The organism is Streptacidiphilus sp. ASG 303 (assembly GCF_020991365.1).
Classification (GTDB): domain Bacteria; phylum Actinomycetota; class Actinomycetes; order Streptomycetales; family Streptomycetaceae; genus Peterkaempfera.
Window position 1 is genome coordinate 201,859 of sequence record NZ_JAJLRA010000004.1, and the last position, 23,696, is coordinate 225,554.

The following is a 23,696-nucleotide window of genomic DNA, read 5'->3' on the forward strand; positions in this document are numbered from 1 at the left end:
GGCGGGGCGGACGCGCCGGGCGGCCGCCCGCCCGCACCGCCGCCGTCAGGAGGCGGAGCCGGACCGGCGGCGCAGGCCGAGGACGCCGAGTCCGGCGCCGACCACGCCGACCACGATCCCCGCCACGCCCAGGGCGCGGGCGGTGGAGTCGTCGCCGGAGGCCGCCGGGGCCGCCTCGACCCCGTCCGCGTGGTCGCCGCCGGCCGCGCCCGCCGCCGGGGCCGCGCCGTGGTGGTCGCCGCCGACCGCGGCGGCCTTGGTGAGGGCCAGCGTCGGCGCCGGGTGCTCGGGCTCGGGCTTGCCCTCCTCCGCCACGTCGATCCAGCGGACGACCTGGCCGTCGGCGTAGGTCTGCAGGGCCTTGAAGACCATCGACGCGGTGTCGGCCGGCAGCGGGCCGAGCGACACGTCGAACTCCTGGAACTGCCCCGGGCCGATCCTCGCGCCCTTGTCGGCGGTCCAGGTGATCTTCGTGACGGCCTCGGTGATCTGGCCGTCGTCCGAGGTCAGCGGCTTGTCCAGCGTGCTCTTCTCCACGGCCGCGGTCCAGCCGGGCAGCGGCCGGACGGACACGGACGCCACCGGGTGGTCCTTCGGCAGGTCGACCTCGACCCTGGTGGTCGAGGAGTCGTCCCGCTCGTTGGGCACCCGGAAGGCGACCTTGGTGTAGCTGCCCTGCACGGCCTCGTCCGGGTTCACGCTCACGTGCGCGGAGGCCGCGCCGGCCGCGGCCAGCACGGCGGTGGCTGCGGCCGCGACGACGGTCGCGGAGCGGCGGGCGAGGGCGGTCCTGCGGTTCATGTCGGATCTCCGTCCGGCGGATGGGCACGCGCGGGCCGCGACGGGCGGCCCCGGGGGCGTGCCGGGAGTGGTCTGGTTCGGCATACGCACGGCGCGACCGACCGGACGGTTCCTCCCGCACCGGGACGCGCCGCAGCGCGGCGCCGCCCGGGGAGCCGGTCAGATCGCGTGCACCGCCGCCGGCGGGCCGCGCCGGACCACGGAGTGCCGCAGCGGAGCCGCCCCCGGCAGCCGCCATCCGCCCCGCTCCGGCCCGTACGGGCGCAGCGGACGGACCGGGGACGCCCCGGTCAGGCCGCGCAGCAGGGCCCCGGCCACCGCGAGGACGGCGCGCAGCGGCGCCGCGCACTCCCGTACCGCGTCCTGCACCGCGGAGCCCGCCAGCCGCACCAGCCGCCACAGCGCGGCCTCGCCGCGCCGCAGCCACCAGCCGGCCGCCAGCGCGGCCGCGAGGTGGCCGGCCAGCATCAGCGGGGAGAGGCCCAGGACCCCGGCGTGCCACCAGGGGACGGACGGCGCGGCGTACGCGGACGGGTCCAGGCCCGCCCGGGTCAGCAGCTGCTCCGGGGTCGTGCCCGGCGGGAGCAGCGGTGCGCCGTGCGCGAGGCCCTCGTGGCAGAGCAGCCGCTCCGCCACCGCGGCCGCCCCGGACCGGCCGCCCGTGCCGCCGCCCATGCCGGCCATGCCCGCGCGGGCGGCGGACCCGGCCATGCCCCGGGCCGAGTGGAAGAGCAGGTGGAGCGCCAGCTGCCCGGTGACCAGGCCGCCGGCTATCGCCGTCAGCGACCGCTCCCGGCCGCCGAGCAGGGCGGCCAGGACGCACACCGCGGCGAAGCCCGCCGCGAGCGTCCCCGCGGGCACCGGACCGCCGGAGGCGGCGGCGTGCCCGGCGGCGGCCGCCAGGGTGCAGACGGCCGCGAAGGGGACGGCCCGGAGCACGCGCAGGTCCCAGGCGGCGGCGGGCACCGGCTGCTGCGGTGCCGCGGCGGCCCGGTACGGGACGGCTGCGCGCTGGACGGACATGGTCCCGCCATCATCCCACCGGCCGCCCCCCGGCCGGTCCGGGGGTGGTCCGGGGGTGGGGAACCCCACTCCGGGCCCCGCCCGCGGGACCCGCCGGGCCCCGCCCGCGGGACCCGCCGGGCCCCGCCCGCGGGACCCGCCGGGCCCCGCCCGCGGGACCCGCCGGGAGCCGCGTCCGGGGGCCGCCGGGAGCCGCGTCCGGGGGCCGCCGGGAGCCGCGCCGTCCGCCCCGCCGCCTCCCCGGCCGCATACCCCCGCCCGTGCTCGCCCGCGCGCTGCTTCCTCCGAACGGGCGGTCCAGGCCGCCGGAGGAGATTGGCGGCACGGAGCGTCGGCAATACCTAGCTGTATGTGGACCCGCGGCCAGGGCCAGGAGGAACCCGTCGTGGACATCTGGTGGACGCTGCACCTCAAACGCGAGCCTGCCAGCGTCCCGCTGGCCCGCCGCATCCTGCTGGGCACGATGGAGACCGCGGGTGTGGACGCCCAGGTCGCCCACGAGATGGGGATCGCCCTCAGCGAGGCCTGCGCCAACGCCGTCGAGCACGCCGCGGTCGCCGAGCCCGACCAGGGCTTCCAGGTCACCGCGTCCATCGACGGCGACCGGCTGAGCATCGAGGTGGTGGACTGCGGACCGGCCCTGCCGCCGGGCGCCGGCCCCGCCCTGCCGCCGCCCCCGCCCGGCGTCCCGCTGCTGGCGCCGTCCGCGCCGCGCGTGCAGCGCCGGCCCCTGGCCGTGCCCGTGGCGCCGGCCCACAAGGCGCCGGCCCGCCCGGCGCCGCGCTGCCAGAGCAAGCGGGGGCGCACCACCGTCATCAGCCGGGCCGCGGTGATGGCCTCCCTCAGCCCGGCCGCCTCCGCCCGCCGCCTGCGCGGCACCGAGCGGCCCGCGCCGTACGACGCCCACGTCCTCACCGCAGGCCTGTCCGACGGCCCGGCCGACCCCCTGGCCGGCTCCCCGTCCGACGGGCTGCCCGCGCTGCCGCTCGACATCGGCACCGAGCTGCCCGACCCGGCGGCGGAGAGCGGCCGCGGCCTCTTCCTGATCCGGGCGCTGACCGACCACATGCAGCTCCGCAGCCACCCCCGCCAGGGCACCATCGTCAGCTTCGACAAGGTGCTCACCTGGCAGGAGAACGCGCTGCTGCGCGCCGTCTCCTGACCGCCGCCCGCGCACCGCCGCCCGACCCCGCCGCCGGGCCGCCGGACCGGCCGGCCTCACGCGCCGCCCAGCAGCACGGCCTCCTTCTCCGGCGGCAGGCCCACCGCCGGCCGGTCCGCCCGCTGCGGCGGCCCGCCGGGCAGGGAGCGCAGCCACGCCCAGGTGTCGGCGACCGTCTCCTCCACCGGCCGGCACCGCAGCCCCGCGGCCAGGGCCCGGGAGACGTCGGACCGGTGCATCGCGTCGTGGCCCTCGCCCGGCGGCAGCCACACCGGCAGCTCCAGCCAGGGCTCGACCCCGGCGGCGAGGATCCGCTCGGGCGCGGTCCAGCGCAGCTCCGCCCGGGAGCCGGTGGCCGCCGCGCAGGCCTCCAGCAGCCCGCCCGTGGTGGTGTGCCCGGAGGGGCTCACCAGGTTGTACGGGCCGCCGAGCCCGCGGGCGGCGGCGTCCAGCGTCCACTCCGCCAGGTCGCGGGCGTCGATGTACTGCAGTGGCAGGTCGCGCGGGCCCGGCGCCACGACGGGGCCGCCGCGGGCGGTCCGCAGCAGCCACCAGGGCAGCCGCCCGACGTTCTCGTACGGGCCGAGGACCAGGCCCGCCCGCACCAGCAGCGCCCGGTCGCCGAAGGCCGCCCCTGCGGCGAGCTCGCCGCCGCGCTTGGCCCGGGCGTAGTCGGCGTGGCCGTCGTCGTCGGGGGAGGCGTCGACGACGGGGCCGTCCTCCGTCAGTCCGGCGGGTGCGGGCCAGGTGTACACCGAGCGGCTGGACACGTAGGCATAGCACCCGGCCCGGTCGGCGAGCAGGCGCGCCGCGTCCCGCACCGCGCGGGGCGCCCAGGACCAGGTGTCCACCACCGCGTCCCACGTGCCCTCCGTGAGCGCGGCCAGGCCGTCCCGGGCGGTGCGGTCGCCCCGCAGGGGCCGGGTCCCGGCCGGGGCCTCGCCCCGGCCCCGGTTGAACACGTCGACGTGCCACCCGCGGGCGACGGCGGCCTCGGCGACGGCCCGCCCCACGAACTCCGTACCGCCCAGCACCAGAAGTCTCATGCCGGGCACCCTGCCCCGTCCGCGGCTGCGCCGGAACCCCGTCACGCCCTGGGCGGAATCGCCCTCGGCGAAAATGGCTGACGCAACATCAGGTCAGTTGTTCCCGGCGCCCCTCCGCCCCGCCTTCTTGCAGCCGCCCGTGGACCCTTCCACGGGCAGGGCCGGTGCGGGCAGGGCCGTCACGGGCGTGTCGCCGGGGCGGGGCCGGACGCGCGAAAGGCCCCTGTCCGCAGGTGGGGATCGTCCCGGGCACCGACCCCGTTCGAGTGCAGTACGGGTGAAAGCGGGGCGGAACCGGCGGCCGGTCCCCAGCATGGGGACGTGCTGACGCTCCACCGCCCTCCCGGCCCCGGCCCCGACCGCGATCCCGTCCCGCTCCGCGAGGCCGTGACCGCCTGCCTGCGGGAGCTGGAGCGCGCCCGGGCCGAGCGGCGCGGCCCCGAGGACCCCGGGCCGGCGGCCGCACGGCCTGCCGCCGGTGCGGCGCGGCCGCGGAGTGGCACCCCACCCTGCGCGGCCGGTGGCTGCTGCTCGAACCGGGGGAGCGGCCCGTCTCCGCGGTCCCGCCCGGCCGCCGGTGGCGGATCGCGGGCGACGGCACCGCCGTCGGCCTCGGCCGGGCCTTCCCCTCCGGCACCTGCCGGGTCAGCCACGTCGACGGCTGCGACGCGCCCCCGGTGTCACTCCCCGGCGCCGTCGCGGGCTGACCGGGGCGCACCGACCGGCCGACCCCCGTCCGCCGTCCGCCCGTCCGCCATGCGTCCGTCCGCCGTGCGTCCGTCCGTCGGCCAGCTCTCCAGGGGCGTGCACCAGGGCAGCCCGTCCACCGGCCGGTCGGTGCAGAAGCGGGCGATGACCTCGGTGAACTCCTCCATCCGCTCCAGGTGCACCAGGTGGTCCGCCTCCCGGACGGTGGTGAACCGCGCCCCCGGCAGCCGGGCCGCCACCTCCCGGCCCATCCGGGGCGTGGTGAGGATGTCGTGCTCCCCGGTGAGCACCAGGACCGGCAGCGGCGGCAGCGGCTCGGGCCGGTACCACTCGTGGTTCACCAGGCGGACGTTGTGCTCCAGCCACATCGCCAGCTCCCGCGGGCTCTGCGCCACGAACTGCCGGTACAGGAAGCGGGCCATCGCCGCCTGCTTGCGGACCTCCGCCGTGCCGGGCGGCGCCGTGAACCAGGCCGCCAGCTCCCGGGCGAGGTCGTCGACGCGGCCCTCGTCGAGCATCCGGGACCAGCGCGGCACGCTGTCGCCGTAGTGGTCGCGCGGCTCGACCGTGGTCATGCCCGCCAGCACCATCCGCCGCACCGTCCCCGGGTGGTGCTGGGCGAAGCGCAGCCCCACCGCCCCGCCGAAGCAGGCCCCGACCAGGTTGACCTCCGCCATCCCCAGCTCGGTGAGCATGTGCCGCACCGCGGCGGCGAGGAAGTCGATGCCGTACCGGGCGGGCAGGAAGTCCGCCGTGCCGTAGCCGGGCAGGTCCACGGTGACCACCGTGCACAGCGGGGTGAGCCAGCGCTCGTGGCGCACCCAGGACCTGCGGTCCTGGGCCGAGCCGCCCAGCAGGACGAGCGGCGCCGTCGCCGGGTCGTCCTGCCGGACCACCCGGCAGGTGTAGCGGAAGCCCCCGAAGGACAGGTCCCGTTCCTCGGCGCTGCGCACACCGGTGCTCGTGCCCGTGGCCCCGGGGCCGGCGGGACGGGCGGTGACGACGGACATGGCGGACTCCCCGGATCGCGGTCGGACGCCGAACCCGCCATCAGTAGCACCCGGCGCGCGCCGCCCGCGGGTCCGCCACCCGTTCGTGGGCGAGCCCCTCACCCGTCCGCCGCAGTACCGTGCGGAACGGGCTTGACCCTCACGCCGCGTGAGGCCCGAGGCTCGTGCCGGGAAGGAGGGAGGAGCCCGTGGACTACTCCGTGGGAGAGGTCGCACGCCTGGCCGGGGTGACCGTGCGCACGCTGCACCACTACGACGAGGTCGGCCTGCTGCGCCCCAGCGGCCGCACCCCGTCCGGCTACCGGCGGTACGACGACGCGGACCTGGACCGGCTGCAGCAGGTCCTCTTCTACCGGGAGCTGGGGTTCCCCCTCGACGACATCGCGGCCGTCCTCGACGACCCGGAGCGCACGCCGACCGAGCACCTGCGCCGGCACCACCGGATGCTCACGGAGCGCATCGGGCGCCTGACGGAGATGGCCGCGGCCGTGGAGAGGGCCATGGAGGCACGCAGGATGGGGATCAACCTGACACCCGAGGAGAAGTTCGAGCTCTTCGGGCCCGAGTACGAGGGCTGGGCGGACGAGGCCGAGCAGAACTGGGGCGGCACCGAGCAGTGGCGCCAGTCGCAGCGGCGGACCGCCGGCTACACCAAGGAGGACTGGGTCCGGATCAAGGAGGAGGGCGACGACCTCAACCGCCGTCTCGCCGAGGCGGTGGACGCCGGCACCGACCCCCGCAGCGGCCCGGCCATGGACCTGGCCGAGGAGCACCGGCAGCAGATCGTGCGGCACTTCTACGACTGCTCGTACGCGGTCCACCGGGGCATCGGGGACATGTACCTCGCCGACCCCCGGTTCACCGCCACCTACGAGCAGGTCCGCCCGGGCCTGGCGCAGTGGCTGCGCGACGCGGTCCACGCCAACGCCGACCGCGCCGAGAGCGGGGCCGCCGAGGGCGGGGCCGGGGAGGGCTGAGCCCGGACGCCGCGGGCCCGGCACCCCAGGGGGGTGCCGGGCCCGCGGCCGCGGTGCGTCAGCCGGCCAGGCCGCGCATCCACTCCTCGACCTCGGCGGAGCGGCGCGGCAGCCCCGCCGACAGGTTGCGGCTGCCGTCGGCGGTCACCAGGATGTCGTCCTCGATCCGCACGCCGATGCCGCGGTACTCCTCCGGCACCGTCAGGTCGTCGGCCTGGAAGTACAGGCCCGGCTCCACGGTGAGGACCATGCCCGGCTCCAGCACCGCGTCGACGTACGTCTCCGTCCGCGCGTGGGCGCAGTCGTGCACGTCCAGGCCCAGCATGTGGCCGGTGCCGTGCAGGGTCCAGCGGCGCTGCAGGCCGAGCTCCAGCACCTTGTCGACGTCCTGGTCGAGCAGGCCCCACTCCACCAGCCGCTCGGCGAGCACCCGCTGCGCGGCCTCGTGGAAGTCCCGGTACCGGGCGCCGGGGCGGACCGCCGCGATGCCCGCCTCCTGGGCGTCGTACACCGCGTCGTAGATGCGGCGCTGCAGCGGGGTGAAGGTGCCGTCGACCGGCAGGGTGCGGGTGACGTCCGCCGTGTACAGGGTGTGCGTCTCCACGCCCGCGTCCAGCAGGAGCAGGTCGCCGGGCCGCACCGGGCCGTCGTTGCGCACCCAGTGCAGGGTGGTGGCGTGCGGGCCGGACGCGCAGATGGAGCCGTAGCCGACGTCGTTGCCCTCGACGCGGGCACGCCGCCAGAAGGTGCCCTCGATCCACCGCTCCGAGGTGGCGACCGCCTGCGACAGCTCGCGCACCACGTCGGTGAAGCCGCGGACGGTGGAGTCGCAGGCGGCCTGGAGCTGCCCGACCTCCCAGTCGTCCTTCACCAACCGCAGCTCGCTCAGGAAGACCCGCAGCTCCTCGTCGCGCTCCTCGGCGGCGGTGGGGGTGTCGGCGTCGGTGCGCTGCTCGGCGCGGTCGGCCTCGGCGGCCGCGAGGGCGGCCTCCAGGCCGGCGTCGTGGCGGCGCACGATGCGGGTGGGGACCGGGTTCGCGGCGACCGCCGCGGCGATCTCCTCGGCGGCCTTCCGCACGTCGCGGCAGGGCAGGCCGAGCAGCCGCTCGGCCTCGGCCAGGCTGTGCCGGCGGCCGACCCACAGCTCGCCCTGGCCGTCGAGCCAGAACTCGCCGTTCTCCCGGTCGGAGCGCGGCAGCAGGTAGGCGGTGGCGTCGTGGCCGCCGCCGGCCCGCGGCTCCAGCACCAGCACCGCGTCCTGCGTCTGGTCGCCCGTGAGGTGGACGTACTCGCTGGAGGGCCGGAAGGAGTAGTCGTCGTCGTTGGAGCGGGTCTTGAGGTTGCCCGCGGGGACGACGAGCCGCTCGCCGGGGAACCGCGCGGAGAGCCGCGCCCGCCGCTCGGCGGCGTACGGGGACTGCTCCCGCGGCTGCAGGTCGCGCAGCTCGGTGTCGGCCCAGCCGCTCCTCATCAGCGCGGCCAGCTCGTCGGAGACCTCCGGGTAGAGGCCGTTCTTGCGTCCCTTGATCGGCTTCTCGCCCTCGTCGGGCACGGCCGACTCGGGGTTCTCCGCCGCCGCCGGGGTGCGGTCCTGGGTCACGTGCGTCGCCTCCTCGCGTCGTCGGACCGCCCGGGGCGCACTGCCGGGTCTCGGACGTGCGCTCGGGCGGTCCTCCCCATGGTAGGCGGGGGTCCCGGCGCGGCGTCCGGGGGCGTGCCCGGGGCGGCGGGCGCCGTCCGCCGGGCCCGGCGGTGCGGGAGCGGTCCGGACGCGGTCCCGGCCGGGGCGGCCGGTCCCGGCCGGGCGGTCCGGCCGGACGGAGGGATCAGCCCAGGCGGGCGGCCAGCAGCACAAGGTCGTCCGTCGTGCCGGCCGCGCCCCCGCCGGCCAGGCAGACCGCCTCCAGGTGGGCGCAGAGCCGCTCCGGGTCCTGCCGGACCTCGGGCGGTGCGTCCGCCGCGGCCGCCCGCAGCCGGGCCTGGCCCGCGTCCAGGCCGGGTCCGCACCGCCGGGCCGCGCCCTCGGTGTAGAGGACCAGCACGTCGCCCGGGTCGGCGCGCAGCTCCACCGCGGGCGCCTCCCAGCAGCCCAGCATGCCGAGCGGCGCGGAGAGGGAGGTCTCGACGAAGTCCGCGCCCCGCCCGCCGACCAGCAGCGGCGGGCAGCTCCCCGCCCCGGCCAGCGCGACCTGCCGCTCCGCCGGGTCCACCCACGCGTACAGCGCCGTGGCGGACCGGGCCGGCTCGGTCGTCCGCAGCAGCACCTCCAGGTCGCCGAGGACCGCCACCGGGTCCTCGCCCTCCAGGACCGCGTAGGCGCGCAGAGCGGTCCGCAGGCGGCCCATCGCGGCGGCCGCGCCCGTCCCGCCGCCGCAGACGCTGCCGACGCTGAGCGCGAGCATCCCCTCCGGCAGCGCGAGGGCGTCGTACCAGTCGCTGCCCGCGGAGCGGTCCAGTCCGGCGGCCGCGTGCCGGACCGCGAGCCGCACCCCCGGGACGCGGGGCAGCAGGTCGGGCAGCAGGCCGCGCCGCAGGGCGTCGCAGTCGCGCCGCAGCCGCTCCCGCTCCAGCTCCCCGGCGACCAGCGGCGCGGCGAACGCGCAGTAGAGGCGGGCGAGGTGCCGCTGCCGGCGGGAGGGCTCGGCCGGCCCGTCGTAGAACCAGACGGCCGCGCCGACCGGCCCGTCCTCGGGGGTGGCCAGCGGCAGCGCGCAGGAGGCGCCGATGCCGAGCTGGGCCGCGACGGCGCGGTAGCGGGGGTCGGTGCCGGGGCTACGGGCGAGGTCGGTGTGGAGGACCAGGGCGGGCCGGTCCTCGCGGGCGAGCAGCCCGGCGTAGGGGCCTGTGTCGCGGGGGACGGTCTCCAGGGCGCCCCGCTCCGGGCGGTCGAGGCCGAGACCCGCCGCGTCGCCGTGGCGGCCGCGGAGCACCAGCAGGCCGCGGCGGGCGCCGAGGAGGGCGGCCCCGGCCTCCAGGACGGTGTGCAGGACGGCGGCGGTGCCCCGGGCGGAGGCCAGGCGCCCGGTGTGCTCGTGCAGGCCGGCCAGGTCGGAGAGGTCGGAGAGCCGGGCCGCGAGCCCCTCCCGCTCGGCGTCCTGCCCCAGGGGGGCGCCGGGGAGCGGCAGGCCGAGGACGGTGTCCGGGGCGGACCGGGCCCGGTGGGCGGGGGCCTGCCCGTCGAGGTCCTGCTCGGCCCGGCGGGGCGACGCGTGCTCGTGGTCGGGGACGGCGGTCAGCCTGCCGGCGCCGGTGGGGGAGGGATGCGTTTCGGTCATGACATCCGCCCTTCGGGAGGCTGACCGGCATGGCCGGTACACCCCCATGTGATGCCATAAGGCAAGGAATGACCTCACTTCTACACAGGCCGATCGGGGCGTGTCCAGAACTGCGGCCCTGCCGGGTGACTGGTGTCATGGCCGGAGAACATGGCCGGAAAACATCCCGGACCGCCCCTCGGCGTGAGGCGGGCGGGGGGCGGGCGCGGATCCGCGCCGCCCGGGCGGCAGGCGCCCCGGGGTGAGCGCCGCGACCCCTGGTCCCGGCGGGACCAGGGGGGCCCGTGGTGGGTGAACCGGCCACCACGGGCGCCCCCGACCGGCCCCTCCTCCGAACCGCCTGCGTGCCGGGCGCGATATCGGAGAGACGAAGGTGCAGGCGCGGCCCGTACGGGGCCGCCGTCCGAGCGGGAGGGAGGGGGCGCGATGGCCGCGACCGGCGCCGCCGGGGGTCTGCTGCGCCCCCGGTCCCGGCCGTACGATGGACGTGCGCCCGGGCGGCCGGAATCCGCTCCCCCGTCCGGCGGAACCACCGCTCCTCGCGCCGCGTCACCCCGAACACCGGGGGGTGCTCCTCCGGGACCGGCACCACCGCAGCCCCGCACCGATCCGGGCGCCGCCGACGCACAACGGGCCCCGGGTCTCCCCACGGCCGCCCGCAGCGAAACCTCCGCGGAGGCCGCGGGGGGCAAACGCCACCATCCGCCACCCCTCGCCACATACCGGAAACGGCGCGGCCGTGGTGCGCTTGTCCAGGCGCCCGCTCACGCCGCCCCGTGTGTCACTGCCCGAGCCTCAACGGTCACGGAAAGGAACGAGCGCACATGCGCGAGATCCTCGGAAGGCGACGGAGGAAGAGGTCGGCGCTGCCGGCCGCGGCCCTGACCTGCGCGGAGCAGTGGAAATGGCCGGTGCTGCCGGGCGCCGGGACCCAGCCGCGCCCGCTCCGCGACCGCTTCGCCGAGCGCGCCGGCGGCATCGGGGCCGCCGACGGCGGCGGGGACGCCGCAGGGGGTCCCGGAGGCCGCCAGGGCCGCGGCGACCGCCGCCGGACGGTCCGCTGCTGCGCCTGCCCCCGGCCGGACTGCCCGGTCCCGGGCGCCCACCCCCACGACCCGCCGCTGCTCGCGGCCACCACCGACCCGGCGATGGTCCGGTGGTGGTGGACCCAGCGGCCCGACGCCCCGATCGTCGTCGCCACCGGAGGCGCCGTCGCGGCGGTGAGCCTCCCCGCCGCCGCCGGCGCCCGGGTCCTCGACTACTTCGACGCGCTGCACGTGCGGACCGGTCCGGTGGTGGCCACCCCGACCCGCCACGTGCTGCTCGTCGCGCCCTTCGGCTTCGACGAGCTGGGCGAACTGCTGGTCCGTCAGGAGAACGTGCCCACCTCGCTGCGCTACCACGGGCCCGGCGGCTACGTGGTGCTGCCGCCGTCCCGGACCGGCCGCGGCGCGGTGCGGTGGGAGCGCCCGCCGGCGGCCGCCGACGGCGCGCCGGGCGGGGCCCCCTGGCTGCCGCGGGTCGGCGACCTCCTGGACGCGCTGGTGGCGGCGAGCACCGCGACGCCCGACGGCAGCCGTCTGGCGTACTGAGGCCCGGCGGAACGGAGCCGTGCCGACGGGCCCTGCCCGGGCCGGGACGGTGCCTGACCGCGCCGGTGCCGGGCCGCCGGCCGTCCGGTGCGCGCCTCCGCCGGAGGGGCCGCGGGGCCCCGGTACGCCGACGGCCCGCCACCGGGCCGCAGGGGCCGGGGACGGGCCGGGAAGTCGAACGCCCGGCCGCTGGCGACGGGGGATGCACCAGCGACCGGGCTGTTTAAACGGTAACAAGGATCGGACGATCCGCAAATTCACACGACCGATCCCGACCTGGATGTTCGGTCGCGACGACGGAAATGTGACAGGTCTCACGCGATTCGTGACCGGTCCGGTGCGGAGCCCGTCCCGATCCCGACGGATCCGCCTCGCGGGCGGTCCGCCGCCGGCGGGGCGCCGTCTGCGGGGAAGCGGCTGCGGGGGCCGGCTGCGGGCCCCGCCGCGGGGGGCGGGGCCCGGAACGGTCAGCCGAGGGTGATCTGGCGGTTCACCAGACCCGCCCGCACCCGGCGCTCCTCCGCCGTGAGCGGCGCGGGCGCGGCCAGGACGTCGGCCAGCCGCTCCGCGAAGGCCGCCGCCGGCTTCTCGCAGTCCGCCGCCGACATCTCCCGGGGCAGGTCCCAGACCGGCACGGTCAGCCCGTGCGCCCGGAACGAGCCCACCAGCCGGGTGCCCTCGCCGAGCGAGGCCTCGCCGGCGGCGGAGAGCCGTGCCAGCGCGTCCAGCAGTTCCTCCTCCGGGTGGGTGGTCACCCACCGCAGGTGGTTCTTCTCCGGCGTGCCGCACCAGTACGCGGACTCCACGCCCTGCAGCCGCTCGGTGGGGATGACCGAGGCGTTCGCCCGCTCCAGGGACGCCGCCACCTCGCCGGAGGCGGTCTCCGCGTCCTCCAGCCAGAAGTCGAAACCGGTGTGGACGGTCGGCACCACCGGCGCGGACAGATCCAGCAGGTCCTGCAGGCGCGGACCGCCGGGCGCGGGGCGGCGCCCCGGCACGGGGCTGCCCGGCTCGGCCGCCAGCGCCTGCTCCAGGGCGTCCGCCAGGTCCCGGCTGACGTCGCCGGAGGACGCCTGGGTCTGCAGGCCCAGCAGCACCGAGCCGTCCGCGCGGCGCATCGCCGGCCAGGCCATCGGCAGCACCGTGGCCAGCGTCACCGACGGCTGCTCCCCCTCGCCGGCGACGCCCTGGCGGAGCGTCAGGGGCGCGGTGGCGGCGGGCACCAGCTCGCGCATCGCCACCCAGTCCGCCTCGCCGGGCAGCCCCTCGAACGGGCGCTGCACCAGCTGCTGCACGGCGTGCGCGGCCTCCCGGCCGTGGCAGGCCTTGTACCGGCGGCCGGACCCGCAGGGGCAGGGCTCGCGGGCGCCGACGACCGGGACCGATCCGGGATCGGCGGCGGTCTCCTGCGACGCGGCGGCGGACGGCTTGCGCTGGGACGCCTTCTTGGCGGCCTTCTTGGCCATGGTGCGGGTCTCCCCAATGCGGTGACGCGACCGGCGGTGCCGGGTGCGCGGTTCTCGGTGCGTGGTTCTCGGTACGCCGTTCCCGGCGGGTGGTTCTCTCCGCCGGGAAGCGTATCCGGGCGTGCCGGGGCCGAGGCCGCTTCGGCGCGCCCGCCCCGCGGCGGCGGCGCGTCGGACGGGCCGCCGTGCCGGGGCGGGGGAAGCCGGGGGCGGGGGAGGCGACGGGCCGGGGCGGGGGAGGGGGAGGGGCCGGGGCGCGGGGGCGGTCCGGTCGGCGTGCGTCGCGTGCGCGTGCCCGTCGGCCGTCGCCGAAAAGGGCTGACGGAATATCAGGAATTCCTCACCGCAGGGACTGCCGCACAGGCTCCGCCGCCGGCCTCCCGCCGCGGGGACCGACCGCCCGCCGCCCCGGCCGGCCGCCGTGCTGCCCGCCGTGCCGCGCGGCCCGGTGCGCCTGCGTTGCCACGCCCCGTCAGGCGGGTTCGCCGCCCGCCGCCGGGGGCCGCGCCGCGGACAGGCCGAGGTCGGACGCCGCGGGGACCTGCAGCGCGGCCGGCCGGCGGCCGTGCGCCGTGCGCCGCGCGTGGCGCGCCCGTACGGGGAGCACCGCCCAGACCGTCACCTCGCCGGGGGCGTCGCGCACCCCCCAGTCCGAGGCGAGCCGGCCGACGATGCTCAGGCCGCGGCCGCCGTGCGAGGTGAGCGAGGGCCGGGCGCTGCGCGGCCGGGTGGCCGCACCGCCGTCGGTGACCTCCAGGGTGAGCAGCCCGTCCTCGTGGACCTGCCAGCCCACCAGGACGCCGCCGACGTCCTCCGCGTCCCCGGACTCCCAGGGCCCCCGGTGCTCCCCGGGTCTCCCGTCGGCAGCCCTCCGGCCCGCCTCCCCGGAGGCGGCCCCGCCCGCCGGTCCGCCGGGGCCGTGGGCGGCCCGGTCGAGGTCGGGCAGCGGTGCGAGCGGCCGTGCGTGGCGGCACGCGTTGCTGAGCAGTTCGGACAGGATCAGGACCGCGTCGTCGACGACCGTCTCCGGTACCCGCCGGTCGCAGAGCTCCCGGCGCAGGCGTCGCCGCGCGGCTCCGACACTCGCTGGACCATGCGGCAGTGCCATGGTCGACGTAGTCGGCACCTCGTGCGCCATCACCAACGCCACCCCCGAGACCTCCTTCACCGCATGCCTACCGCATGCCGAGAGGTGAATGCCCAGGGTGAATGAACGGGAAACGGGTATTCCACGATCGCCCGAAGTCGGAATATGACACACAACACGATGGAGACAATCGGTAATGTGATGATTACCCGAGGTCGTGCCCGGGGATTGGTCCTGTCCGGGCGGAACCGGTCAGCTCCGGTCCCGTTCCCGGCCGGGAGCGCGGCCCGGCGTCCGGCCCGAGGCCGCGCCGGGGTCCGGAAGGAGCCCGCCGGCGCCCGTCCGCGGCCCCTCCGCGACAGGCCGCACGCCCGGCGACCCCCCGCCGCGGCCCAGCTGGCCGAGCACCTGCCGCGGCCGGTTGGTGATGATCGCGTCCACGCCGAGCCGCAGGCACAGCTCCACGTCCGCCGGCTCGTCCACCGTCCACACGTGCACCCGGTGCCCCGCCCGGTGCAGCCGCGCCACGAACCCCGGGTTGGCCCGCACCAGGTCGATGCCCGGCCCGGCGATCCCCGTGCCGCGCGGCAGCGACCCGTCCCGGAACCGCAGCGGGAGGCGCTCCATCAGGAAGACCGTGGGGATGCTCGGCGCCGCCTGCCGCACCCGGCGCAGCGACAGCTGCGAGAAGCTCATGATCCGCACCGGCGGCGGCTCCGCGCCCCCGCCCGCCCGCCCCCCGCCGTGCCCCGGCAGCCCGAAGCGGTGCAGCAGCCGCAGCAGCTCCGCCTCCACCCGGCCCGCGTACCGGGTCGGGTGCTTGGTCTCGATCGCCAGCTCCACGCGGCGTCCGGCGTCCGCGACCAGCTCCAGCAGCCGCTCCAGCGTCAGCACCGAGGACCGCTCCGGATCGGCCTCCCGGCCCGCCGCCGTCCCCGTACCGGCCGGGCCCGGCGCCGGCGGCACCCGGTCCGGCGCCTCCGGCTCCCCGGGCGGCCCGCCGTCCTTCCACGACCCGAAGTCCAGCTCCGCGAGCTGCGCCAGCTCCAGCGTCGACACCACCCCGCGGCCGTCGGAGGTGCGGTCCACCCGGCGGTCGTGCACGCACACCAGGTGGCCGTCGGCGGTCAGCCGCACGTCGCACTCCAGGGCGTCCGCGCCCTCCTCGATCGCCAGCCGGTAGGCGGCCAGGGTGTGCTCGGGCACGGCGTCCGACGAGCCGCGGTGGGCGACCACGCGGACGGCGGACCGGTTCGGCACGGCCAGCAGGGGCACGGGTGCGGGGGGTGTCGCTGTGCTCACGCGGCCCAGCGTACGGGCGACCCGCCCCCGGCCGTCCGCGACGCCGCGGACGGCCGGGTGAACACCGCGCTACGGGCGGGCGGCCGCCTCCGGGGCGTCCTGCGCGGGGGCCCCCGCGCCCCGGCCGCGCCGGCCCAGCGGCACCAGGGCCCAGGTCACCAGGGCGGGCACCAGGAAGGCGAGGAGCGACGCCGAGGTCCACTCCTGCGGGCCGAAGCCCGCCCAGCCGTGCACCCGCCCCCAGAAGTCCGTCCACCAGGCGCCGATGTCGGACGGGGCCAGGAACTGGTACGTCACGAAGCCCAGCAGCCACGGCAGCAGCATCAGCGGCCGCGACGGCGCCCCGTCGGACATGTCCCAGCCGCCGTGCCGCCCGCGGCCCAGGAAGAAGTCGACCGCCAGCACGGCCAGCAGCGGCACGAAGACCGAACCGATCAGCCCGAGGAAGCCGTAGTACCAGTCGGCGAACTCCTTCACCGGCAGCGCCAGCACCGTCACCAGCACGCCGGTCCCGACGGTCAGCACCCGCCGGTCCACCCGGGGGAAGAGGTTGTGGACGGACATCGCGGTCGAGTACACGTTGGCGAAGGACTGGTCCGTCTCGCGCAGCACCAGCACGGCGAAGAACAGCCAGCCGGCGGTGACCCCGAGGAAGGTGTCGAAGATCTTCGTGCTGTCCCCCTGGACCTGCAGCAGCGCCATCAGCCCCAGGACGAAGCACCACACCTGGGCGACCGTGTAGCCGGCGAAGGTGCCCCAGAACGCCGAGCCGGGGGTCCGCGAGTGCCGCGTGTAGTCGGCGGCCAGCGGGACGAAGGAGATCGACACCGCCAGCACGTAGTCGGTGGCGCCCAGGAAGCCGTGCCAGTTGCCCGCGCCCGGGTCCGGCACCCCCTGCCGCACCAGCTGCACCGTGAAGTACACCATCGACACGCCCACCGCCACGGCCACGTACCGGCGCAGCAGGGCGATCGCGCCCAGCGGCCGCACGGTCAGGGCCGTGGTCACGGCGCCCGCCAGCACCACGTACAGCCAGTGCCAGCCGCGGCCGTGGGTGAGCGCCTCGGCGCCCATCGCGATGACGGTCAGCTCGTACACGCCCCAGCCGACGCACTGCACGATGTTCAGCACGGTCGGCACGTAGGAGAGCCGGGTGCCGAACAGGCCGCGCAGCACCGCCATGGCGGGCGCCCCGGTGCGGGCGCCGATGACCGCCGCCACCGCCAGCATCGCGGTGCCGACCGCGGTGCCGACCGCGATCGCCGTCACCGAGGCGGCGAAGGACAGCTGGGCCTTCCCGGTGCCGAGCACGGTCACCGCGCTGCTGAAGCCGATGAGGCTCACGCCCAGGTTCAGCCAGAAGGCCGCCTGGTCGCGGAAGCCCAGCGGGCGGGGCGGGTCGGTGTCCAGGACCAGCGGGGCCTCGCCCGGGGGCTGCGACGCCCCCGCGGAGGCCGGTGCGGACAGGGACGTGGACGATGAAGCCGTCACGGCCAGTGCTCCCTACGCCGGCATTACCCGGTCAGGTTCCGGCGGTCGGCGCCCCCTCGGTCCGCTGCTGCGGCCGACCGGCGCCCTCTCAGCCTGGTCTGGGTCCAAGCTCCCGCGTGTCAGTTCGAGAAGACATGGTAGGCGTAAGGGCAGGCTCCGCCAAGGCCGGCGACCTGCACACATCAAACCGGCCTAAGGAACCCGTCGTCCGCACGGGTGTGCTGCTTACGGCGCCCAGACGGACGATGGGAAATGCTGGGGACCAAGGTCCTGTCATCCATGGAGGTCGTCCGTGAGCACCGAGCACGAGAGTGGGTTCACCGGGCCGCAGGGGGCACAGCCCGCCGGCGGCCACGACGCGGTGGGTCCGGCTCCCGACCGTACGGCGCCGCAGCCCGCCGTGCCGTCGGACGGTGCGGCGCCCGCAGCCCCGGCGGCGGACCGCCCGTACCCGGCAGCCCCTCCGCCGCCGCAGCAGCCCGCGGGGGCGTACCCGCCGCCCTCCGCCTACCCGCTTCCGCCCGCCCACGACGCGCCGTACGGCGTCCCCGCGGGCGCGCCCTACGGCCCCGGGCAGGGCGCCGGCCCGGCCGGCCCGGCCGGGAGCGCGGCCGACCGCGCCTCCTGGCCGCCGCCCAGCGGCCACCCCTTCGGCGCCGGGCACCCCGTCGGCGGCTGGGGCGCGCCCGGACAGCCCGGCGGTCCCGACCGTGACGGCGGCGCACCGCGCCGCGGGCGCGGCGGCATGGTCGCGCTGATCGCCGCCGTGGCCCTCGCGGCCGGCGGCATCGGCGGCGGCATCGGCGCCTGGGCCGCGGACGACTCCGCCTCCGGCTCCTCCACCACCAGCACCACCGTCTCCTCGACGGTCGACAAGGCCGCCCTCAACCGGGCCCCCACGTCGGTCGCCGGCATCGCCGCCAAGGCGCTGCCCAGCACCGTCACCATCAAGGCCGAGGGCTCCCAGGAGTCCGGCACGGGCACCGGCTTCGTCTACGACACCGAGGGCCACATCCTCACCAACAACCACGTGGTCGCCCCGGCGGCCGACGGCGGCAAGCTCACCGTGAAGTTCTCCGACGGCTCCAGCTACCGCGCCTCCGTGGTCGGCCGCGCCGAGGGCTACGACGTGGCCGTGGTCAAGCTCGACAACCCGCCCAAGGGCCGGCTGAGCCCGCTGCCGCTCGGCGACTCCGACAAGGTCGCGGTCGGCGACGCCACCGTCGCCATCGGCGCCCCCTTCGGCCTGGAGGGCACCGTCACCACGGGCATCGTCAGCGCCAAGGACCGGCCCGTCGCCTCCGGCGACTCCACCGGCGCCCAGGCGTCATACATGAACGCCCTCCAGACGGACGCCTCCATCAACCCCGGCAACTCCGGCGGCCCGCTGCTCAACGCCGGCGGGCAGGTCATCGGCATCAACTCGGCCATCCAGTCCACCGGCGGCGGTGGCGGCAGCAGCCCCTTCGGCGGGCAGACCGAGCAGGCCGGCAGCATCGGCCTCGGCTTCGCCATCCCGATCAACCAGGCCAAGTGGGTCGCCGACACGCTGATCCGCACCGGCCAGCCGGTGTACGCCATCCTCGGCGTGCTGCGGAACGACAACTACAACGGCGACGGCGCCCAGATCATGCCGTCCGACGTCCAGGGCACCCCGGCCGTCACCCCCGGCGGACCCGCCGACAAGGCCGGCCTCAAGCCGGGCGACGTCATCACCAGGCTCGACGGCGTGCCGATCGACAGCGGACCGACCCTGGTCAGCGAGATCTGGTCGCACCGGCCGGGCGAGAAGGTGGAGGTCGTCTACACCCACGACGGCCAGAGCCGCACCACCACCATCACCCTCGGCGAGCGCAAGGGCGACAGCCGGTAGCCCGCCCCGCGCGGCATGCCGATCTCCGCACCCCGGCCCGGCCGCGACCCGTTAGGCTGACCTCCGCCAGGAGGGCTGCCCGAGTGGCCTAAGGGAACAGTCTTGAAAACTGTCGCCAGGGGTGACCCTGGCCGAGGGTTCGAATCCCTCGCCCTCCGCGCGAGCCGTACAAACCGGCCCCTGACCAGTACCAACGGTCAGGGGCCGGTGGCGTGTCTGGTGACCCTTGCTTCCCGGGACTCCCCGTTGCTCCCCGCCCGTCATGGCACGCGAATGGCACGGCATGCTCCGCTGGATCCTCCGGCGACGGGCACGCGGCGCGCTCGGTCTGCTCGGCGGGCGTCTGCGGCTACGGCCGGGCTGTGTGATCCGGATGGCCGTGGGTACGCCGGTCCTCCTTCATCCACGCCTCGTACAGGTGCTCACGCCCCTGGACGAGCTCGCCGCGGATCTTCTCCTCGACCGCCGCGAACGGGCGGTAGTAGGTGGCGTTGTACGCCTCGATGATCTGGAAGGTCCAGTGCCCGGGGATGACGTTGCGGCCCACCACCTCGGTCTCCAGCAGCCCGGCAGCCTCCTCATGCCCTGCCTCCCTCAGGAGGCGCACAGCCTCCCCCAGAGCCAGGTCTGCGCCTCCTGTGAGCTGGTGGAAGGCGTACAGGTGGCCTCGGGCCCTCTCTGTGGTCTCCAGGGCCTCTGAGAGCTTTCCCACCGCCTCCACGGTCGTCTTGTCCACACTGGCCGGCCACCGGTGTGCCTCGTCTGGCTGCTCTTGCTTCGGTGCGGGACTCATGCGAGGACCCTTCCCCGCATGCCCAAGCGTGATCGGAGGGGCACCCAAACTGGTGATGCCCCGCAAAGCTGCTGTGCTTCCCGGCCGGGCACGGGTGCTGGCTTGTTCCGCCCGGCAGCCAGAGCAGGGTTCAGCCTCGTTGCCGTCGCTGTGGCTGATAGGAGACCGCTCTCTGGACATTGGCATGATCTCTCGTCGACAGACCTCCCGCGATTGGAATCATAAGACGGCTGGCGATGCAGTCGCCCGAATCAAAGGCGTGGCAGCGAAAGTCAGATTAGCCAAGAATTCTCAGTCTGCCGCATGAGCGGAGAAGGCGCTGAAGTAATACCGCTACACCTTCTCCGCCCTTATCTGCAAGGCGGCCGTAAATAGACTTACACTGGCTCTTCGTAAAGATCCTTAATGAACTCATCGACCCGCTCAACCAGGCTTGGGTTCTTTTGGATCTGACCCAAAAAGAACCTGACCGAACGCACCGCATTTTCCTGCTTTGGCACGTCCCATAGGCTGACAGTGTGAATCATTTCATTTCGAGTGAAGCAACGTACTTCCGCCTCGCACAGGACATCCTGGATGTAGGAGTCAAATGACCTTGCAAAGACAACAGCATCCAAGTCCGGGAATGCCGAAGACTCTGTGATAAAAGTCATCAGGTCGGCCTCGTCTGCCTTGGTTAGATGCTTGTCCTTAGCCTCAGCCGCAAGGACGACATGCTCCCCAAGGAAACCACTAACATCGCCGATTACCCCGGCCCGACGAGAACCCGTATTTACGCGCTGAGAAATTACAGTCAAGGTAGGCGAGTCGGCATAAAGGTAGCCATAGACGAGGGACTGGAAAACCGCCCCGCCAGTCGTGCCAGAACCAGTCTCAAGATCCTTCAGCATCTCGTAAAAGGGGCGCGGCTGACGCTCCCTGTGAGAAGTGCTAACGGTCATTTGCCTATCGAGTACGCCATGCTTCCATACCCACTGGGCAACTGCCAGGCGTCCACCCGGGCTAGCTGCTATAACGCTCTCGATGAAAGGCTTGTACATTTCCCACTTTGACGTTGCGTGCCCGGGGCTGGAAGGGTGATGCCTTCGCATTTGGACCATGATTACTTCAGCGGCAAAGTTATAGAAGCGCCTAACAGGGATTTCTGTTTCGCCTACCACCCAAGTCAGCTGATCAACCGCCCGAGCTGCCGAGGTCTCACGGCGTTTAATCGAGGTGAACGCGTTTGGGTGACTCTGCTCGGAAAGTTTTGCCAGCAGAATCTCTGCCTGCGCTACAAAGGCCAAGGTCAGCGCTGGCCAGAAGTTGTGGCGCTTCGGTCTCGAGTTCTCCAGCCACTTGATTGCGCGCGCGGCCTCCACCTCGTTCGGCTCTGGCGCGCGCGCAGTGAACCCATAAGGGAGTTCGAGCATGGCTTCGAAGCCGGCCAGCGGGCGATTGAACTGATCCGTCATGGGCGCATGCTAGCGATGTTGGTCAGGCCCAGTGGTCGGGATCGAGCAGAGCCTGCCCGAGCGCCTGAGCAAGCAGGGGAGGAACGGCGTTTGCAACCTGAAGCCGCTGACTTGTCGAAGGGCCAGTGAAGATGTACGTGTCCGGAAATGACTGCAGACGGGCGCCTTCGCGAGTTGTGAGGCCTCTATGCTGAAACGGGTGAATGCAACGTGTCCCGCTAGGCTTGCCCATATTTTGCGTGACCGCCACCGCGGGAAGCCACGAAGCGAGTCGGCTATAGGAATTGTGAAAACCAGACTTCGGTTGAAGATTCGGAGGAATCTCGGTCCGGTTTCCGCCATCGGAAATGTGCCTGATTGCCTCAATGAGATGCGGCGGGTGCTTCGATGCGGAATGCCCTTGGAGCGTCTTGCTTCCCGCGCGCATAAGCCGCTGGTAGTCGGACTCGGCAGGCTTGTTGTAGATCGTGGCAGTCTCACCCGGCTGAAGCTCGGGAAGGTCCCCAATTGCTGCCTTCACCGAAACATACTGATCTGCCTGAAGCGCAGCATCGATCCCCTTGAATTCTTTTTGCTTGTGCCCAATGAAGAGCACGCGTCGACGAAGCTGAGGGACTCCGTGATCAGCTGCACTTGCTACTTGAAAGTGCACACGATAGCCGCACTCTTCGAATGCGCTGGCGACTTCTCGTTCAAAGCTCATGTCCTTCAGGCCAAGAACGTTTTCGATCACAAATCCATCCGGCCCGACATGCTTGACCACGCGCAAGAAATGCTCAAAGAGTCGGTTACGTTGATCGTCACGATTCCGCTTTCCAACGGTGCTATACCCCTGGCACGGCGGGCCACCAACGATCCAACCGGGCTTCTCGGGCAAGACCTGGTTGAGGTGTGCTGCTGTCAAGTCGGCGATGTCACCACACTCGACGAGGTGGCCCGTAATGTTCGCTTTGTACGTGTCAACTGCGTCTGACCATTTATCTTGGGCGTAGATGGGAGTGAACCCGGCGCGCTTCAGGCCGAGAGTGAGGCCGCCGGCCCCAGCAAAGAGGTCAACGAAGGTGCGGTCAGACATGAGGGATACAGTAGTCTACCGGTCTGACAGCGGATGGCCCGCGTGGCGAATCATGCGCGGTGGGGCTACGCGGACGCCGTAGCACTCAGCATCCCATTGCAACAGGATGCCGCCGTGGACCGCCCGTCCAAGCGTTGCTGCACGCATCCTCGCTGCCATCCCGTCCGCCGTCGACCCACACGTCCGTGGAGCGGGCTTGCCCTCTGGGGTCCAGGTGGAGCGCGCCACTGTACGAACGACCTGGACCCCAGAGGGCAAGGCTGCTCGGCTCTGCCTGGGTCGATGGTGGGCGGGATGGCAGTCCTACCTCGCCCCCTATGGTCTGCACTCTAGGCACGGCCTCCGGTCATCCCGGTGCCGGCTGATCCCAGCCGTTTGGACGGTCAGTCCGATGCCTGCCCTTTCCCACTTGCGGTCCGTCCCGCCGGGCGGCGCGGGGCGAAGACAGGAGCGCGCCCGAGCGGGGGCGGGCCGCGCCGCGCTGTGCGCGGCGCCTTGAACCCGTAGAGAAGGTTTTTACGCACCACCACGCATCTTCTTCCTGGACTTTCCGGTGCCATGGGGACCGTTGCTGCTGGGCATGGCGCGTTCAGTCCCAGGAGTTGAAGATCACTTGGCCGATGCTGGTTGGTCGCCAGTGGCGAATCGCCTGCCGCTCACCGGCCGCCAGGGTGGAGGTGTCCGCCTTGGACAGCGGCGAGTTGAGCTGATGGAGGCTCAGCACTACGAAGGCCGCGTCGGTGAAGGCGCTCGACCACGTAGGTGCCTCCCGGAACTCGTCTGAGTAGGAGTATCGCTGATCGGCGACGAAGGCGATGAGGGGGAAGTGAGCGTGGCACAGGATGACGTGCGCTCCGTGGCCGTTGGTGATCGTGGCGGTGTGGAACGTCCGCGGGTACGTCTGCGGGATGAAGTTGCCGACTCGTCCACAGGCGATCCGGGCAGCGGTGTGCCAGCCGGCGCGGAAGGCGCTCACATCGACCATCGGCAGTGGTCCGGTCTTCGGGTCGTAGAACCCGGTGACACCCCGGTCCAGTCGGAACACCGGCTCCGGGCCGAGCTCAGACCGCATGGCCGGCAGGTTGGCCGTGTTCGAGGTAGACCGGGGCCTGTCCGGCGCGGGCGTGGGCTGCGGCGGTGATGCGGCGGGCAAGGCGCGGGATGGTGCGCTCGCCGATGGCGGCGATGGGCACGAACTGGACACCTCGCAGTTCGTCGGGCTGGAGGGTGACGGCTTCGAGGGCGGCGGGGGTGAGATGGCCTCCGTCGAAGAGATACAGGACCTTGTCGCCCTCGTGGTCGCTGGGTGCCCAGTCGACCGCAAGCAATTGGCCAATGAGCGGGGTGATGCCGAGTTCTTCGCGTACCTCGCGGATGCAGGCTTGCAGGGGGGATTCGCCGGTCTCGACGTACCCGCCGGGGATCTCCCAGTAGTCCTTGTAGGTCGGCTCCACCATGAGGACGCGGTCGGCGTCGTCGAAGAAGAGCGCACCCGCTGCCATTCGCGGGTGCGCCATCTTGGCTTCGTGCTCGTTGGGGGCCATGGGCTCCACAGTACCCA

The 23,696-nt window shown here is 74.4% G+C and carries 19 protein-coding genes, 1 tRNA gene, 1 pseudogene and 1 riboswitch; of the genes and pseudogenes, 6 read left to right on the forward strand and 15 right to left on the reverse strand.

The genetic code is table 11. From position 1 onward, the window contains the following. Nucleotides 1-45 precede the first annotated feature (45 nt). Together LO771_RS07725 and LO771_RS07730 are read right to left on the reverse strand one after the other, a co-directional pair. On the reverse strand, nucleotides 46-801 hold the full coding sequence (locus LO771_RS07725) for a YcnI family protein (RefSeq protein ID WP_230649221.1): 756 nt from the start codon (nucleotides 799-801) through the stop codon (nucleotides 46-48). A 159-nt stretch (nucleotides 802-960) separates the two neighbouring features. Beyond that, on the reverse strand, nucleotides 961-1,824 hold the full coding sequence (locus LO771_RS07730) for a hypothetical protein (RefSeq protein ID WP_230649222.1): 864 nt from the start codon (nucleotides 1,822-1,824) through the stop codon (nucleotides 961-963). A gap of 385 nt (nucleotides 1,825-2,209) precedes the next feature. Between LO771_RS07730 and LO771_RS07735 the strand changes: the two are divergent. Further along, a pseudogene (locus LO771_RS07735) lies at nucleotides 2,210-2,506 on the forward strand (ATP-binding protein); the annotation flags it as partial. Nucleotides 2,507-3,042: 536 nt separating this feature from the next. Here LO771_RS07735 and LO771_RS07745 read toward each other — a convergent pair. Continuing rightward, the gene (locus tag LO771_RS07745; protein ID WP_230649223.1) at nucleotides 3,043-4,032 is read right to left on the reverse strand and encodes an NAD-dependent epimerase/dehydratase family protein; all 990 of its coding nucleotides are present in this window, start codon (nucleotides 4,030-4,032) and stop codon (nucleotides 3,043-3,045) included. Between the two features lie 395 nt (nucleotides 4,033-4,427). On the opposite strand from LO771_RS07745, the gene LO771_RS07750 reads away from it, so the two are divergent. Further along, nucleotides 4,428-4,739 carry a DUF6083 domain-containing protein gene (locus tag LO771_RS07750; RefSeq protein ID WP_230649500.1) on the forward strand — a complete coding sequence of 104 codons (312 nt, stop codon included), beginning with the start codon at nucleotides 4,428-4,430 and terminating at the stop codon, nucleotides 4,737-4,739. Here the strand turns inward: LO771_RS07750 and LO771_RS07755 are convergent. Beyond that, complete coding sequence (locus LO771_RS07755; protein WP_230649224.1) at nucleotides 4,713-5,750, reverse strand: alpha/beta fold hydrolase; 1,038 nt, start codon at nucleotides 5,748-5,750, stop codon at nucleotides 4,713-4,715. The genes LO771_RS07750 and LO771_RS07755 overlap by 27 nt on opposite strands. Nucleotides 5,751-5,938: 188 nt before the next feature. On the opposite strand from LO771_RS07755, the gene LO771_RS07760 reads away from it, so the two are divergent. Beyond that, complete coding sequence (locus LO771_RS07760; RefSeq protein WP_230649225.1) at nucleotides 5,939-6,727, forward strand: MerR family transcriptional regulator; 789 nt, start codon at nucleotides 5,939-5,941, stop codon at nucleotides 6,725-6,727. Between the two features lie 58 nt (nucleotides 6,728-6,785). Here the strand turns inward: LO771_RS07760 and LO771_RS07765 are convergent, their stop codons facing one another. Then, nucleotides 6,786-8,327, reverse strand: coding sequence for an aminopeptidase P family protein (locus LO771_RS07765; RefSeq protein ID WP_230649226.1), 1,542 nt, complete (start codon nucleotides 8,325-8,327; stop codon nucleotides 6,786-6,788). 226 nt (nucleotides 8,328-8,553) lie between these two features. Beyond that, entirely contained in the window at nucleotides 8,554-10,002 is a 1,449-nt protein-coding gene (locus tag LO771_RS07770) for a PP2C family protein-serine/threonine phosphatase (protein ID WP_230649227.1), read from the reverse strand. Nucleotides 10,003-10,826: 824 nt separating this feature from the next. Between LO771_RS07770 and LO771_RS07775 the strand changes: the two genes are divergently transcribed. Continuing rightward, nucleotides 10,827-11,594 (forward strand): bifunctional DNA primase/polymerase, encoded by a 768-nt coding sequence (locus LO771_RS07775; RefSeq protein WP_230649228.1) that lies wholly within the window; start codon nucleotides 10,827-10,829, stop codon nucleotides 11,592-11,594. Between the two features lie 467 nt (nucleotides 11,595-12,061). On the opposite strand, the gene LO771_RS07780 is transcribed toward LO771_RS07775, so the two are convergent. The 4 genes from LO771_RS07780 to LO771_RS07795 all read right to left on the reverse strand — a co-directional run bounded on the left by LO771_RS07780 (nucleotide 12,062) and on the right by LO771_RS07795 (nucleotide 16,940). Then, on the reverse strand, nucleotides 12,062-13,060 hold the full coding sequence (locus tag LO771_RS07780) for a DUF5926 family protein (RefSeq protein ID WP_230649229.1): 999 nt from the start codon (nucleotides 13,058-13,060) through the stop codon (nucleotides 12,062-12,064). Nucleotides 13,061-13,532: 472 nt separating this feature from the next. Beyond that, the gene (locus LO771_RS07785) at nucleotides 13,533-14,210 is read right to left on the reverse strand and encodes an ATP-binding protein (RefSeq protein ID WP_230649230.1); all 678 of its coding nucleotides are present in this window, start codon (nucleotides 14,208-14,210) and stop codon (nucleotides 13,533-13,535) included. Nucleotides 14,211-14,399: 189 nt separating this feature from the next. Then, nucleotides 14,400-15,449 carry a glycerophosphodiester phosphodiesterase gene (locus tag LO771_RS07790; protein ID WP_374228094.1) on the reverse strand — a complete coding sequence of 350 codons (1,050 nt, stop codon included), beginning with the start codon at nucleotides 15,447-15,449 and terminating at the stop codon, nucleotides 14,400-14,402. Nucleotides 15,450-15,518: 69 nt separating this feature from the next. After that, the gene (locus LO771_RS07795) at nucleotides 15,519-16,940 is read right to left on the reverse strand and encodes a cytosine permease (RefSeq protein ID WP_230649231.1); all 1,422 of its coding nucleotides are present in this window, start codon (nucleotides 16,938-16,940) and stop codon (nucleotides 15,519-15,521) included. Continuing rightward, nucleotides 16,930-17,066, reverse strand: a riboswitch (TPP riboswitch). It overlaps the preceding gene by 11 nt. Before the next feature lie 166 nt (nucleotides 17,067-17,232). On the opposite strand from LO771_RS07795, the gene LO771_RS07800 reads away from it, so the two are divergent. After that, complete coding sequence (locus tag LO771_RS07800) at nucleotides 17,233-18,813, forward strand: S1C family serine protease (RefSeq protein WP_230649232.1); 1,581 nt, start codon at nucleotides 17,233-17,235, stop codon at nucleotides 18,811-18,813. A 69-nt stretch (nucleotides 18,814-18,882) separates the two neighbouring features. Continuing rightward, nucleotides 18,883-18,971, forward strand: a tRNA-Ser gene (locus LO771_RS07805). 191 nt (nucleotides 18,972-19,162) lie between these two features. On the opposite strand, the gene LO771_RS07810 is transcribed toward LO771_RS07805, so the two are convergent. The 5 genes from LO771_RS07810 to LO771_RS07830 all read right to left on the reverse strand — a co-directional run bounded on the left by LO771_RS07810 (nucleotide 19,163) and on the right by LO771_RS07830 (nucleotide 23,679). Continuing rightward, nucleotides 19,163-19,606, reverse strand: coding sequence for a hypothetical protein (locus LO771_RS07810; RefSeq protein ID WP_230649233.1), 444 nt, complete (start codon nucleotides 19,604-19,606; stop codon nucleotides 19,163-19,165). Between the two features lie 377 nt (nucleotides 19,607-19,983). Continuing rightward, a complete protein-coding gene (locus LO771_RS07815) occupies nucleotides 19,984-21,060 on the reverse strand; it encodes a hypothetical protein (protein WP_230649234.1) in 1,077 nt (358 codons plus the stop codon). 22 nt (nucleotides 21,061-21,082) lie between these two features. Then, nucleotides 21,083-22,135 (reverse strand): DNA cytosine methyltransferase, encoded by a 1,053-nt coding sequence (locus tag LO771_RS07820; RefSeq protein WP_230649235.1) that lies wholly within the window; start codon nucleotides 22,133-22,135, stop codon nucleotides 21,083-21,085. Between the two features lie 589 nt (nucleotides 22,136-22,724). Next, nucleotides 22,725-23,207 carry a hypothetical protein gene (locus LO771_RS07825; protein WP_230649236.1) on the reverse strand — a complete coding sequence of 161 codons (483 nt, stop codon included), beginning with the start codon at nucleotides 23,205-23,207 and terminating at the stop codon, nucleotides 22,725-22,727. Beyond that, nucleotides 23,197-23,679: an NUDIX hydrolase gene (locus LO771_RS07830; protein WP_230649237.1), complete on the reverse strand. Its 483-nt coding sequence runs from the start codon at nucleotides 23,677-23,679 to the stop codon at nucleotides 23,197-23,199. The genes LO771_RS07825 and LO771_RS07830 overlap by 11 nt, the downstream gene beginning before the upstream one ends. Nucleotides 23,680-23,696: the final 17 nt, after the last annotated feature.

Bases quoted from the DNA above. Each gene is read 5' to 3' on its own strand.
- LO771_RS07725 (WP_230649221.1), bottom strand. From the start codon at position 801: ATGAACCGCAGGACCGCCCTCGCCCGCCGCTCCGCGACCGTCGTCGCG.
- LO771_RS07730 (WP_230649222.1), bottom strand. From the start codon at position 1,824: ATGTCCGTCCAGCGCGCAGCCGTCCCGTACCGGGCCGCCGCGGCACCG.
- LO771_RS07745 (WP_230649223.1), bottom strand. From the start codon at position 4,032: ATGAGACTTCTGGTGCTGGGCGGTACGGAGTTCGTGGGGCGGGCCGTC.
- LO771_RS07755 (WP_230649224.1), bottom strand. From the start codon at position 5,750: ATGTCCGTCGTCACCGCCCGTCCCGCCGGCCCCGGGGCCACGGGCACG.
- LO771_RS07770 (WP_230649227.1), bottom strand. From the start codon at position 10,002: ATGACCGAAACGCATCCCTCCCCCACCGGCGCCGGCAGGCTGACCGCC.
- LO771_RS07775 (WP_230649228.1), top strand. From the start codon at position 10,827: ATGCGCGAGATCCTCGGAAGGCGACGGAGGAAGAGGTCGGCGCTGCCG.
- LO771_RS07780 (WP_230649229.1), bottom strand. From the start codon at position 13,060: ATGGCCAAGAAGGCCGCCAAGAAGGCGTCCCAGCGCAAGCCGTCCGCC.
- LO771_RS07810 (WP_230649233.1), bottom strand. From the start codon at position 19,606: ATGAGTCCCGCACCGAAGCAAGAGCAGCCAGACGAGGCACACCGGTGG.
- LO771_RS07815 (WP_230649234.1), bottom strand. From the start codon at position 21,060: ATGACGGATCAGTTCAATCGCCCGCTGGCCGGCTTCGAAGCCATGCTC.
- LO771_RS07820 (WP_230649235.1), bottom strand. From the start codon at position 22,135: ATGTCTGACCGCACCTTCGTTGACCTCTTTGCTGGGGCCGGCGGCCTC.
- LO771_RS07825 (WP_230649236.1), bottom strand. From the start codon at position 23,207: ATGCGGTCTGAGCTCGGCCCGGAGCCGGTGTTCCGACTGGACCGGGGT.
- LO771_RS07830 (WP_230649237.1), bottom strand. From the start codon at position 23,679: ATGGCCCCCAACGAGCACGAAGCCAAGATGGCGCACCCGCGAATGGCA.